The organism is Neobacillus sp. NRS-1170 (assembly GCF_050468025.1).
This window is the reverse complement of the sequence record NZ_JBITPF010000071.1, coordinates 20155-32770: the sequence shown is the minus strand read 5'-3', so window position 1 is coordinate 32770 and position 12616 is coordinate 20155. Positions and strand designations below refer to the sequence as shown.

Below are 12616 nucleotides of genomic sequence, written 5' to 3'. Positions count from 1 at the left end.
TTTCTTCATAATTTAACTGTTACTTCAGTTCCATCTTTTAATTTGGTTTCAACCAAAGTTAATCCTCTATACTCTATTAGCGCCTTTAACAAAGGCTTTACATCTTTTTTATCTATTTGCGGAATCGTAAACTTTTTCCCATCATTTTCGATTGCTTTATTAACAAATCTTGTTATTTTTTTCGAAGTAATCACTCTTAAGAGTAGGTTTAAGATCGGATATGGAACAGGTATGGTTATCTTTTTTTCTTTTAATTTCATTCGGACTTTAAGCATAGATTTATTCAATGACCACGAAAACTTTTTCACCTTTTGCCGAGGTGATATCGACAATTTGTCCGTCTACTTCATTTTCGATAGCCTCGATTAACATGTCTACATTAACATGCTTTACATACTTTTCAGCCTCAGGGATTTTTTCAGCGATGCTTGTGCCCACTTTTAAAACCGCTTTAATTAATTTTATCGGCAAGTTCACATTTACGTTATCGCCTTCTTCTGAGGAAACTCGGATCTTTAATGTTTTATTTAAATACGAAGCAGCTTTGTTAAGTGGAATGGATTGCTCCTTACCTTGAAGTACATTAATCAATTCTGTTGCTTTTTCTTTATCCAGCTTCCCTTCTTCAACCATCGTTAACACCCTTGAAATCTCTTCTTTCATTTATAGTTCCCCCTCTTTTAATAAATGAATGGCCTCTTCAGCAGTGATTTCGCCTTTTTCAAGCATCGATACAATTTTTTTCTTATCTATTTCCATCTTTTTATTTGTGGTGTGACCAAGGGAAGTAATAATATCGTCTAATTTTCCACGTACGGTTGGGTAGGAAATTCCAAGTTCTTTTTCAACTTCCTTAATATTTCCACGACATTTTAAAAAAGTCTCTATAAACTGAAGCTGATCCTGACCAAGAGCTGCAAATTTAGATAGTTGAAATTCATTTTCCACAGTCGTATGGCAATGGGTACACTGAAGCTTCGTAATTTTTAATTGTTTGCTGCAAACCGGGCAATTTGTTATGAGCGGATACGCCATAATAATCTCCTTTCCTTTATTAACCACATCATACAATATTTTATAAAGTTTTTAAAGGTATTAATTTAATTTTTTGATAAAAAATAATAAAAAAATTAATTATATTAAATTTAATATTAATTATATTGTCGCATTGATATAAAAAAACAGACTCACAATTGAGTCTGTTTTAAATGAACAATTAACTTAACTTTTCCTCTAAAGACCAAACATATAAATCTTCAATTTGGCAATTTAATTCTTTGGAAATGGTCATCGCAGCATTTAGGTTCATAACCTTCTTTGATATGTAGTCGTTAAGTTGGCTTTTCGGAATTTGAGTATTCTGCTCCAAACTATCCAAGTCCATACCGTTTTTCGCTAATAAGTCCTTGAGGTTGCTTTTCTTTGCTTTATAATTGGTCAAAAATGACACCTCACTTTTGTTAAGCATAACACAGTTAGATGGTAATAGAAAGGAAGTTGGTTACATTCATTGTATGTTATAATTAATAAGATCAATAAAGGGGTGTTAATTTGAAAAACACAAATAACCGTTTTAATAACGGTCAAGCTGTTAATATTAAAGAAACTGGCGAGGTTGTTACCATATTAAAATGGCAATACGTTAAAAATATGAAAAGATTTTCTTATACTGTTAAGGAACATCCTGGCACATTTTATTTCGAGGAAGAATTGAAAAATATTTAAGACAACTTTAAAAAGAAGACCAATTCAGTGAATTGGTCTTCTTTTCATTAATAAGTTTAAAATTCTGCATTACCAGTTGTTCTTGGGAATGGAATGACGTCTCTAATGTTGGACATTCCTGTTAGATACATAATTAAGCGCTCAAAGCCAAGACCGTAGCCAGAATGCTTTGTTCCGCCATATTTTCTTAATTCTAAATACCACCAATAATCTTCTTCATTCATACCAAGTTCGTTAATTTTACCAGCAAGTATTTCTTCGCGCTCTTCACGCTGGCTGCCGCCGATTAACTCTCCGATTCCTGGAACAAGCAAATCAGTCGCAGCAACAGTTTTGTTGTCTTCATTTAAACGCATATAGAATGCTTTAATTTCCTTTGGATAATCTGTAACGAAAACAGGACGCTTAAATACCTTTTCACACAAATAGCGTTCGTGTTCTGTTTGCAGATCCAATCCCCATTCAACTGGATATGCAAAGGTTTCTCCAGATTCTTTTAATAAATCAATGGCTTCAGAATAGGTTACCCGGCCAAATTCAGCAGTGTGAGCATTATTTAAACGGTCTAATAAACCTTTTTCAATGAAGCTATTAAAGAAGTTCATTTCCTCTGGAGCTTGTTCTAATACGTAACCAATCACATATTTAACCATCTCTTCAGCAAGGTCCATTATTTCCGGAAGTTCAGCGAATGCGAGCTCAGGCTCAATCATCCAGAATTCAGCTGCATGCCTTGCTGTATTGGAGTTTTCTGCTCTAAAGGTTGGTCCGAAAGTATAAACATTACGGAATGCTAATGCAAATGCTTCTGCAGATAATTGTCCGCTAACAGTCAGATTCGTTTCTTTGTTAAAGAAATCCATAGTCAAATCCGTTTTTCCTTCTTCATTTTTTGGAAGGTTGTCCAAATCGAGAGTAGTTACACGGAACATTTCCCCTGCACCCTCAGTATCACTGCCAGTAATGATTGGAGAGTGAACATAAACGAAACCTTTATCCTGGAAAAACTTATGAATTGCATAAGACGCTAAAGACCTAACGCGGAAGACGGCAGAGAATGTGTTTGTTCTAGGTCTTAAGTGAGCAATCGTCCGTAAGTATTCAAAGGTGTGTTTTTTCTTTTGCAAAGGATAATCCACATTAGAGATTCCCTCAATGGCTATATTGGTTGCTTTAATTTCAAACGGCTGCTTAGCTTGAGGAGTGTGAATAAATTCTCCTTCTACGTTAATCGAAGAGCTAATTGGCAGCTTGGCGATTTCCTTAAAGTTCTCTAATTGATCATCGAAAACGATTTGCACGCCTTTAAAGAAGCTGCCATCATTTAATTCAATAAAACCAAAGGTTTTGGAATCGCGAATTGTTCTGATCCAGCCGGATAATTGCACCTTTTGTTCCACGTAGCTTTCTGTATTTCTGTACAAATCCTTAATTAAGGCTTGTTTCATTGATATATCCTCCTATGTATTACGGGTAATGGATAAATAAAAACCCTTCATCCCAGTGGGGACGAAAGGTAGAGTATGGTATTACAAATCATCATTTTTCTTTTATCCCTTCAATATTATACAAAAAATTCAACTCAATAAGCAATATACAACAAATTAAGGCTCAAGAAATTCTAATATTTCATTCGCACGCCCTTTATAGAAAACCGTCTTCCAGCCATTTTTCAGGGTATACGGCCCTTCCTCAGGAGCAATTCCAGCTTTTAAAAACTTTTCCATAATATCTTTTATACTTTTTGTTTCAAAACATAGATGAACATTTCCAGGAAGAGCTTCCTCTTGATTTACCTCAATAAGTTCAAGAAGGAAATCTCCATTCCGTAAAAATAGGATTTCTTCACCAGCAAACTCTACCTTTTCATCCTCGACAAACCCCAATAGAGTTAAATAAAAATCCTTAACTATGAGAACGTCAGTAACTTCCATTGCGTAATGATGGACTTTTAACATACCATTCTCCTGCCATTATAAAATAAGATTCATATCGCCAAATTCATGCCATAAATAACCCAATGCGATTGCCTCTTGATAGGCTTTGAATAAATTCTGCTGGTTGACGAAGGCTGAGAGCATATCTAAATGGCTTGCTTCTGGTTCATGCATTCCTGTGATAATACCATCCGCGATTTTCAAGTCATATTTCTTGGTAATATAAAGATTAGTCCAACCAGAAAGATTCCCATTTTCTGCAGCAGTCTCTATTGCTCGGACAACTGTCGTACCAACAGCAATTACCCTTTTACTATTCAACTTTGCCTGTAAAATATCCTCCCAAGCCTCAGCTGGAATGTTATATTCTTCACGATTTTCACTTGGTGAATGATCCCATTTATCATCTAAAAAATAGCTTAGCCCCGTATGAAGCTGGATAAAAACGAGCTTTATCCCCTTTTTCTGTAATTTAAATAATAATTCCCAGCTGAATGCGCGTCCGGCAGAAGGCATTTCAACAGATCCAGGATGAGTAGCAAAAACTGTTTGGTAATAATCAAGTTCCCATGGGCTATTAATATATTCATAACGGATTGGCTCACCGATTGCATAAATTTCATCATACAACGCAGAACCTTTTTGATTAAATCGGATAGTAATAAACGGGCAATTTTTAGGTGCAGATAACACGTCCCCTGTCAGATTCGGTGAAAAGACAAGCAGATCGCCATTTTCAATCCTCTCACTAACAGCCAGTGCCTCCCAGGTGCTTTCATTTATCCGTCGGGCTAAGCGGATTTCAATTTCTCGATAGACTAAATTTCTCTCGCGCAGCAGTTCCGATGTTAATATTGCTGGTACTGTTCTGCTGCTGTTTAGGACAAGAACATCGCCCTTTTTTAAATAAACTTCAAGATTAAAAAAGTGATCATGTGATGTTTGCCCTGACATGCGGTCTTGGACCATCATTTTAACCTGGTCTCTGCGGACTCCTCTTCTTTCTGGCGGCATGGCGGCATTTAAAACGGAAGGCAGTTCAAATTTAAGCGTTTCTTGCAGCATCTTCAACACTCCCTTGGGTAAATTCCTGCGCTTGGAATCGCTGTCCGTTTACCTTCTTAGAATTATCAGAGGCAAGGTAAAGGAAAACTTCGACAGCATCATTGGGATTGGCTAATTCATAGTCACAATCAGGTACTGCTAATTGGTGCATCTCTGTATCCATTTCACCAGGATCGACCATATTTACCCGGACATCCGTTTCACCCACCTCATCTGCCCATGTTTCCGTTAGTCCTTCAACCGCAAATTTTGAAATCCCGTAAGCCCCCCAGCCAGCATATCCTGTGTTACCCGCTTCTGAAGTTACATTAATGACTGAGCCGCTGTTTCTAAGCAGCATGCCTGGCAGCACCCTTCTTGTGACTAAAAACGGGCTCACCGCATTGACCCTTAACACTTCAAAAAAATCTTCCTCTGGAAAATCTAATAATAATGGCATTGGACTTGGTCCCAAGATCGAAGCATTATTAATCAAAACATCAATTTTCCCATAGGCATTCTCTGTAACCGCTACAAATCTTTCTACATCTCTTGATTTAGAGATATCAGCTGTTACCGCAATTACATTAGGTGCACCGAGGGCTTCAGCTTCTTTTTTAACGTTTTCTAAATCATGTTCCCCTCTTGCACAAATTGCCAAGCTAGCTCCTTTTCGAGCAAATGCTAAAGTTAAAGCTTTCCCTAATCCCTTTGAAGCACCTGTAATCATCACTACTTGATTGTTTTCCATTTTATAAAACCCCTTACGATTCATTTTGTTTTCTATGGTTTTATCATAAGGAATATGTAGTTTTATCTCCTCGTAAAGAAGCTTGATTCTATCTACGACTTTAGTCTAATATTTTTTAATAATTTTCAGAAAATTAGCAGGAAAATTTAAATTGCGGTCGAATTATAATAAAAAAGTTCGATTCTTGATTGATGAGGAGTGTTTGCAGTGGATAAGATTACTTGCATTGCCTATCTTCTTTACAAGTCTTCTAAGAATCAAGACATCAGAGAAAAAGCCATCCAATTATTGAATGGCGATGTATCAGTTCGAGAGTTAAAGAAAAATGTTTCCATTCAAGCCCATCTTGTTATTGTTGAATCCTTACTTAAGAAAAATCAAATTGACAAGAATCAGGTGCAGCTATTTGTGGAGGAATTTATGACTGTTGAGATTTGATAGCTTTCATTTAGGAAGTTTTCTATACGATTGATTTTTGATAGCATAATATTTCACTTCCATTTTTGGATGATGTCGTTTTATAATAAACAAATCCTTGCGACTCCCAATAATGCTGCGCTTTTTTATTTTCTTGTAACACACCAATTCGGACAGTGTCCAAACCTCGTTTTAGCATCTCTTTTTCAAATAGTGCATAGGCCTGTGCACCAAAACCATAACCTTGATAATCACCATGTATCATCAATAAACCTAACCATGGAAAATGATCATTTGGATTTTCCAGCATAAAATCAATGACACCAATATATGTGTCATCTAGTTTTATAAAAGCACTAAGTGTGTTTTGATTTAAAAATTCATCTTCAAGTTCTTCTAGTTCCCTTGTTTCTTTACCGTTTTCAAATACATTATACTCGGGGTTTGAATTAACTATTTCAACAGCAATATACAATGTATCTTTCTTAATCTCTTCTAAAAACATCGACATTATTTATCACCTTACAATTCATTCTTGGAACTATTATATCAAAAAATCATTTATAACTTTTAGCAAACTTTCAAATTCAATATAGAAAAGAAAGGTGATTCCCAATGGTACAAGTTGAAGTTACGATTACGTTTGAAGGCAGAAGCTATTTAACGAACGTCATTACTACTCGGGAGACAACCGATGAAGAAATTCTTCGACTTGCTTTTGAACAAGTTCAAAAGCAATGGAAAAAATAATTTCTCCCTAAAAACACAGCGGCAGGCTTATGCTGCTGTGTTTCTTATTTAATCAACTTTTTTAATTGATGGGAATGAATTTTACTAAGTGCCCAATACGAAATAATTGAACCAATCAAGGCTAACAGCATGTCCCATTGAGTATCCCACACATCCCCCTGTGTACCGAGAAATGCCTCAGCTGCTTCTCCGGTCAATATCGCCACCGTAAATTCAACTAATTCATAAGCAGCGCTAATCGCCAAGCACATGCATACTACCGTTACCGGGAGCCATTTCGTATTTTTTATAGGAGAAGTTCTAATCAATAATTCCCGAATAATGATGGCTGGAATAAAACCTTGCGCAAAATGACCGAGCCGGTCATAATAATTTCGTTCAAAGCCCCAAATTTCCTTAAACCAGTTAAACAAAGGCATTTCAGCGTATGTATAGTGCCCTCCAATAAATAAAATACAGGAATGAATCAGGACTAAGAAATAAACAAGAGAGGTAAATTGAAAAAAACGATAGGAAAATAATAATATTAATACCCCAATTAAAGCTGGTATTACCTCCAGCCACCACGTAAATCGATCATGGGGATGGACTGCTGACCAAATTAGGACAGTGGAGAACAATAATAGAAAAACGATTAAGTAATGTTGCTCCTTTAATATGTAAATTGCCTCCTTTCATTTACGAAAAAGCTGCATGCTTCTCAAAACCTGCAGCTTTTCACTTTGATTAAATTATTACATAGGAATCTTTCCTAACAGAATTTAATAACGGACTGAATGGACCTGTTGCAAATAGATGCAATTCGTGCATGGCCCTAGTACAGACCGTATAAAAAAGCTTTCGTTCGCTTTCACTTCTATACGCTGAACTATCGTACAAAATAACCGCATCAAATTCAATCCCTTTTGCAAGATACGACGGAATCACCAGAATGCCTTTCTCATAAGAAATCGTACCTTTTTCGATTAAATGGATCGAGACTTTATTCTTAAGCGCCTCATACACGATTTTACTTTCCTCTGCAGTGCGGCAGATGACGGCGATTGTCTTATGCCCTTGTTTCTCAATGGCCTTAATTTTCTCAGCAATAAGAGTATTTAGCTTTGATTGTTCTGCTCTTTCTAGTATAGGCTTACTGCCTCTCCGGTTAAAAGGTTCAATTTTATTTCCGCCGGCTATCAACCCACTTGTAAATTCCACAATTTCTCTAGTTGAACGATACGTTTTTGTTAAAACATACGTTTCAATGTCCTCACCTTTCATGTCTAAATCTGTTAATACAGTTTCTGACCCCGTCGCGCCTGAAAAGATGGCTTGATTAAAATCACCTAGCAACGTCATCTTACTATATGGGAATAATTTTTGGATAAAAGCAAATTGAAATGGTGTATAATCCTGCGCTTCATCAATAAAGATATGGCGGATAGAAGTATTCGATCTCCGGCCTTGGATTAAATCCTGAAGATAGACATATGGAGTGGCATCTTCATAAGGAATTTCCCCAGTTGTCAATTTATCTACTGTTTGCCTGGCAAAATTGTCCCAGTTGTCTAGTAAGTTTACCTTCAATCTATGTCCTGTTTCAAAAATTTGCCGATAAACTCCCGGCATGTCGATAAATTTCAAATTTTTCACCCTTGTAAATAAAGGTTTAAATTTTTCTTTTACTAACATTTCAGCTAAAAGTTTTTGTTCTCTCTCAAAATCATCAAAAGTATCCTGAGTAAAATGTTTCTTCTCTTGAAGCTGCTTGAATGCCTCCATATAATCTTCTTTTTCAAGAAATTGAATTTCTTCCTCCACCCAGCTTCTGGAACGCTCTCGTTTCATCGAACGCTTCAACTCTTTTATTAACCATTCTTTAACAAGCTGTATCCGATTTGGCAAGGTAAAATTCTTATCTAAACTATAAAAATATTGATGGATTTCTCTTTTCGAAATTAATACATCACCTCTAAAGGTCAAATCTCTAAAAAGCAAACCCTCTTCTGATAAAATGAATGTATATTGATCGATGATGTGTTTAAATTCGAGACTTGACTTATAACGGATACCTGAAACTCTAACCTGAAAATCCTCGTCATTTTGCCCGTTTAACAAATACTCCATCTGATTGAATGAGTCTTCTACTTCAAATTCATGACCCAAACGGTGATTTAGGTACTCCATAAAAGTCGCTTGCTGCATATTTTCTTCGCCAAGTTCAGGAAGCACGGTGGCCACATAGCTATTGAACAAGGGATTTGGAGAAAATAGCATAATATTTTCCGACTTTAACGTATCACGATAGCGATATAACAAATAGGCTACCCTCTGCAGGGCTGCTGAGGTTTTCCCGCTTCCCGCAACCCCTTGGACAATAAGTAACTTACTTTTTTCATTTCGGATAATCAGATTTTGTTCACGTTGAATCGTCGCAACAATACTTTTCATTTGTGTGCTTGCGTTGTTCCCAAGCACTTCCTGGAGCATTTCATCGCCAATTGTTACCCCGGTGTCAAACATTCCTTTAATTTCTGAAGCACGAATAATAAATTGACGCTTAAGTTTCATTTCTCCTTCAATGTTTCCATCCATGGTTTTATAATGGGCTGGACCTGGAGAATAATCATAATAAAGGCTCGAAATGGGGGCACGCCAATCATAAATTAAAAAATCCTCGTCATCCTGATCCATAAACGAAGCGATTCCCAAATAGACACTTTCTGTTTCTTTTTCTCCATCCTCCAAAAAATCAATTCTTCCAAAGTATGGGGAATATTTAAGCCGATCAAGCGTTTTAAGGTGTTTATCCAACTGTTTATGGGTCCGTTCCCGCTCTGAAAGTAATTCTGACTGCTGCTTAATACTCGCTGCCGTTTCGATAACATCATCAGGATCATCCAAATTGACGGTAACATCTTCCCAAAAGGTTTTTCGAAGCTCCAGAACGTCTGAACTGACTTTGCCGGTATTTTTCATTAATTTATTTTCTTTTTTCTCAATTTCTTCGACAACCTCATGTACCCGTTCTTGTTCCAATTGCCAAACTTTATTCTGTTTTTCGTTCATGAAACCACTCCCCAGAAAAAATTTTGGTCCTTTTGTTTGACTTTCACAAACTAATATGTTAATGTTATTGTAGGGTATTTTAACCGTAAGAAGACATTTTACATATTAAACCAAAAATCATTTTATCACATAGTTTTAATTATTACAAGCGAATTTTATTTCTCAAAAAGGAAACGCCGTAAAGGCGTTTTTTTGTGTTAATTTTCCAGTTGATTGTTCCCCCCATCTTTATACACCCATTCTCTATACCATCCATAAATAAAGATCATGAGAATCCTTTTTCCAAGATAAGCAGTTGGATGAAGATTATTTTTTAAAAGCTTTATTTTTGTAAAAAATTTATTCAAACTTGCCGAAAATAAAACTAATCCTAACTTAACTCCTAAATTATTCTTTTTTCTTAATGAAAAAGCCGTAAATAACGATAAAAGAATGGTATATAACGGTGACATGATAAAGTGTTCTCTCCATGAGTGGTATTTTCCTATTCCAAAACGGTACCGCCGTAAAAAGGTTAGAACTAACAACAGATTAGTTTCTGTCACCATAATCATAAAAAAGAGTGAAATAAATCGGGTAATCGAGTTTTTTTTATTTAATGATGCAAACCAAAAATCACTTAATTTAAAATAAAACGGCAAAAGGATAAAGGTATAAATGGTTTTCCATCCAGCAAGCTTAAAAATCCCCAGCGATAAAAAAATTTTTTCTACTAAATAAAAATAACCTCCTGCACCAATTTTGCTTCCCCAACCAGATTTTTTTTCCGTTAAAAATACAGCAGTAAAGGGCACATAGATAGCTTGAGATAAGAATGCACCAAAAATATTATCGAAAAGCTTTTTTTTCAGTATTTTTGGTTGATACGAATATGCCTTAAATAGATTAAAAATAAAGTATTCGAATAAATAGGAAAACCCCATATTGGAAAACAACAATACCAATAATTTTTTCCAGCTCTTGCTCCTTTGAATGGATAAACCAAGAAGGAAGGTATGGATAAGAAATAATAATATAAATGGAACCCTATTTCGTCTCCTATTTTTCATATGAAATCATTCCTTCCCAAAAATCCATTATGAATTAGTATTTGAAAAGATCAAAAAAAAATTATAAAAAATCAATTGACATCAAGATGTCCAACACAATATAATTTATTTTGAATTAAGTTATTTTAATTTCGAGATAAATAAATTCAAAACAAAAAAAGGAGAGATTTTACCATGACAAAATCAAATTGGATATTAGATGCTGCACACAGCAGTGTAGATTTTTCGGTTCGACACATGATGATTGCAAATGTAAAAGGTACTTTCAACAGCTTTAATGCAACAATTGAAGCAGATCCAACTGATTTAACAACTGCATCAATCGAATTTGCGATTGAAACAGCTAGTGTTGACACTCGCAACCAAGATCGTGATGGGCACTTAGCTTCTGCTGATTTCTTTGACGCTGCAAATCATCCTAACATGACTTTCAAGGCTACTAGCATTGAAAAAACAGATGATGGAGAATACAATGTGACTGGTGATTTAACTCTTCGTGGTGTAACAAAGCAAGAAACATTTGCTGTTTCATTTGAAGGTACAGGAAAAGATCCATGGGGTAATGAAAAGGCTGGCTTCAGTGCAACAGGCAGCATCAACCGTTCTGACTATGGCCTAGTTTGGAATGCTGCACTTGAAACAGGCGGCGTACTTGTTGGCGATAAAGTAAAAATCAACCTTCAAATTCAGGCTGCTAAAGCTTAATCTTCAATAAAAATAGAGGCAGTTTCAATTTAAACTGCCTCTTTCTATTTGTTTAGTCCTAATGAAGTAGATTTAACTCATTTTTTAAAAACTTGGCCAGCTCTAACATGCCAAATTTACCGGCCATTTCTTCTGCATCTGAATTATAGTTTGTATTTGTGTTGATATCATAGGTGAATATTTCTCCAGCTGAATTACGAATAAATTCAATTCCAGCTACATTAATGTGGTTAGCAGAGAGAATCTGTTCGTATTTTTTGATAATTGGGTCATTAAATCCTTCAATGATTTGAAATTTAGGTTTTTCCACAGTTTCACCTACAGGACAAAATAAATCCCCAATTTGACAGGCATCTGCTGGACATAATTGAAAACCTTCTGAAGTATCCACCTTTACTGCATAAATAAATTTTCCGCCAACAAATTCACAGCGTGTAATAAAACTTTCCGGAGCTTGGATATATTCTTGAATTAAAGTAATCCCATCAACTGGCTCCTCAAATGCAGGACCTTCTACATAGCTCCGTAAAGCATCAATTGACTGAAATAATTGGACACCAAGCCCTTTTCCTGCACGGTTGTGTTTAGTAATAAAAGGTATATCAACAAATTTGGCTGCTGCCTCCAATATTTGTTCTTTGCCAACAGCTGCAATGGTCCGTGGCGTTTGGATGCCATGTTTAGTTAGCTCAAGGTATTGCAAAACCTTGCTAACCTCTAGCTGTAGGGCGCGAGTCCCATTAAAAACTTTTCTCCCATGGGATTCAAGCCAGGCAAGAACCTGTGCTGTAAATTCCGGTGCAAAGCGGTGTCCTCTCGTATGAGAAGAGGCACTCATCCGATTATAAAAAACCCCTTCTGGTGGTTCTTTGGATAGATCCAGCCTTCCTCGATCTAGATGCCATTCTTCATATGGGACTTTTAATTCATCTAAACGCTTCGTTAGATGAATGGTCCATTCGTTATTTTCATGGATGATATAAACTTTTTTCATCGAAAAGTCTCCTCTTTTGCTGATTATTACTATGCTATTTTTATTGTAAATTTCGCTTGTCGTTTTGTGAAGGTAGAAACGGAAAGATGTGACAAAAATCCCCCATACAAAATATGTCAAATTCACTATTTTTTGCTCGAATTTACAGAAAATTGAGCAAATTTTCCCGTTGTGTTATTTCAATATTCGAAAT

17 protein-coding genes are annotated in these 12616 nt (G+C 35.8%); 4 read left to right on the top strand and 13 right to left on the bottom strand.

Annotated features, from left to right (window positions below; all coding sequences use genetic code 11):
- Positions 1-5: 5 nt before the first annotated feature.
- From ACIFOT_RS25935 to ACIFOT_RS25920, 4 genes are all read right to left on the bottom strand, one after another.
- Positions 6-275, bottom strand: a complete 270-nt coding sequence (locus ACIFOT_RS25935; RefSeq protein ID WP_430069842.1) for a hypothetical protein — start codon at positions 273-275, stop codon at positions 6-8.
- Positions 276-279: 4 nt separating this feature from the next.
- Entirely contained in the window at positions 280-663 is a 384-nt protein-coding gene (locus ACIFOT_RS25930; protein ID WP_430069839.1) for an SHOCT-like domain-containing protein, read from the bottom strand.
- Positions 664-1035, bottom strand: a complete 372-nt coding sequence (locus ACIFOT_RS25925; RefSeq protein ID WP_430069837.1) for a DUF2089 domain-containing protein — start codon at positions 1033-1035, stop codon at positions 664-666.
- Between the two features lie 181 nt (positions 1036-1216).
- Complete coding sequence (locus ACIFOT_RS25920) at positions 1217-1441, bottom strand: helix-turn-helix domain-containing protein (protein ID WP_430069834.1); 225 nt, start codon at positions 1439-1441, stop codon at positions 1217-1219.
- 110 nt (positions 1442-1551) lie between these two features.
- On the opposite strand from ACIFOT_RS25920, the gene ACIFOT_RS25915 reads away from it, so the two are divergent.
- Positions 1552-1725, top strand: a complete 174-nt coding sequence (locus ACIFOT_RS25915; protein ID WP_430069831.1) for a hypothetical protein — start codon at positions 1552-1554, stop codon at positions 1723-1725.
- A 56-nt stretch (positions 1726-1781) separates the two neighbouring features.
- Here ACIFOT_RS25915 and asnS read toward each other — a convergent pair whose 3' ends face one another.
- From asnS to ACIFOT_RS25895, 4 genes are all read right to left on the bottom strand, one after another.
- Positions 1782-3173: an asparagine--tRNA ligase gene (gene asnS / locus ACIFOT_RS25910; protein WP_430069828.1), complete on the bottom strand. Its 1392-nt coding sequence runs from the start codon at positions 3171-3173 to the stop codon at positions 1782-1784.
- A 156-nt stretch (positions 3174-3329) separates the two neighbouring features.
- The gene (locus ACIFOT_RS25905) at positions 3330-3683 is read right to left on the bottom strand and encodes a VOC family protein (RefSeq protein WP_430069824.1); all 354 of its coding nucleotides are present in this window, start codon (positions 3681-3683) and stop codon (positions 3330-3332) included.
- A gap of 15 nt (positions 3684-3698) precedes the next feature.
- Entirely contained in the window at positions 3699-4727 is a 1029-nt protein-coding gene (locus ACIFOT_RS25900; RefSeq protein ID WP_430069821.1) for an S-adenosylmethionine:tRNA ribosyltransferase-isomerase, read from the bottom strand.
- Complete coding sequence (locus tag ACIFOT_RS25895; protein ID WP_430069818.1) at positions 4708-5457, bottom strand: SDR family oxidoreductase; 750 nt, start codon at positions 5455-5457, stop codon at positions 4708-4710. Before ACIFOT_RS25895 ends, ACIFOT_RS25900 begins: the two co-directional genes overlap by 20 nt.
- Before the next feature lie 207 nt (positions 5458-5664).
- On the opposite strand from ACIFOT_RS25895, the gene ACIFOT_RS25890 reads away from it, so the two are divergent.
- Entirely contained in the window at positions 5665-5895 is a 231-nt protein-coding gene (locus ACIFOT_RS25890; protein ID WP_430069815.1) for a hypothetical protein, read from the top strand.
- 22 nt (positions 5896-5917) lie between these two features.
- On the opposite strand, the gene ACIFOT_RS25885 is transcribed toward ACIFOT_RS25890, so the two are convergent.
- Positions 5918-6385, bottom strand: a complete 468-nt coding sequence (locus tag ACIFOT_RS25885; RefSeq protein ID WP_430069812.1) for a GNAT family N-acetyltransferase — start codon at positions 6383-6385, stop codon at positions 5918-5920.
- A 104-nt stretch (positions 6386-6489) separates the two neighbouring features.
- Here ACIFOT_RS25885 and ACIFOT_RS25880 point away from each other — a divergent pair, with 104 nt between their 5' ends.
- Positions 6490-6624, top strand: a complete 135-nt coding sequence (locus tag ACIFOT_RS25880; RefSeq protein WP_430069809.1) for a BA3454 family stress response protein — start codon at positions 6490-6492, stop codon at positions 6622-6624.
- Between the two features lie 44 nt (positions 6625-6668).
- Here ACIFOT_RS25880 and ACIFOT_RS25875 read toward each other — a convergent pair whose 3' ends face one another.
- The 3 genes from ACIFOT_RS25875 to ACIFOT_RS25865 all read right to left on the bottom strand — a co-directional run bounded on the left by ACIFOT_RS25875 (position 6669) and on the right by ACIFOT_RS25865 (position 10724).
- Positions 6669-7244, bottom strand: coding sequence for a DUF2238 domain-containing protein (locus ACIFOT_RS25875; protein ID WP_430069807.1), 576 nt, complete (start codon positions 7242-7244; stop codon positions 6669-6671).
- A gap of 106 nt (positions 7245-7350) precedes the next feature.
- Positions 7351-9675, bottom strand: coding sequence for an RNA polymerase recycling motor HelD (helD, locus tag ACIFOT_RS25870; RefSeq protein ID WP_430069804.1), 2325 nt, complete (start codon positions 9673-9675; stop codon positions 7351-7353).
- 197 nt (positions 9676-9872) lie between these two features.
- Positions 9873-10724, bottom strand: a complete 852-nt coding sequence (locus ACIFOT_RS25865; RefSeq protein WP_430069801.1) for a hypothetical protein — start codon at positions 10722-10724, stop codon at positions 9873-9875.
- A 174-nt stretch (positions 10725-10898) separates the two neighbouring features.
- Here ACIFOT_RS25865 and ACIFOT_RS25860 point away from each other — a divergent pair, with 174 nt between their 5' ends.
- Positions 10899-11429 carry a YceI family protein gene (locus ACIFOT_RS25860; protein WP_430069798.1) on the top strand — a complete coding sequence of 177 codons (531 nt, stop codon included), beginning with the start codon at positions 10899-10901 and terminating at the stop codon, positions 11427-11429.
- Between the two features lie 58 nt (positions 11430-11487).
- Here ACIFOT_RS25860 and ACIFOT_RS25855 read toward each other — a convergent pair whose 3' ends face one another.
- A complete protein-coding gene (locus ACIFOT_RS25855) occupies positions 11488-12423 on the bottom strand; it encodes an ATP-grasp domain-containing protein (protein ID WP_430069795.1) in 936 nt (311 codons plus the stop codon).
- Positions 12424-12616 lie beyond the last annotated feature (193 nt).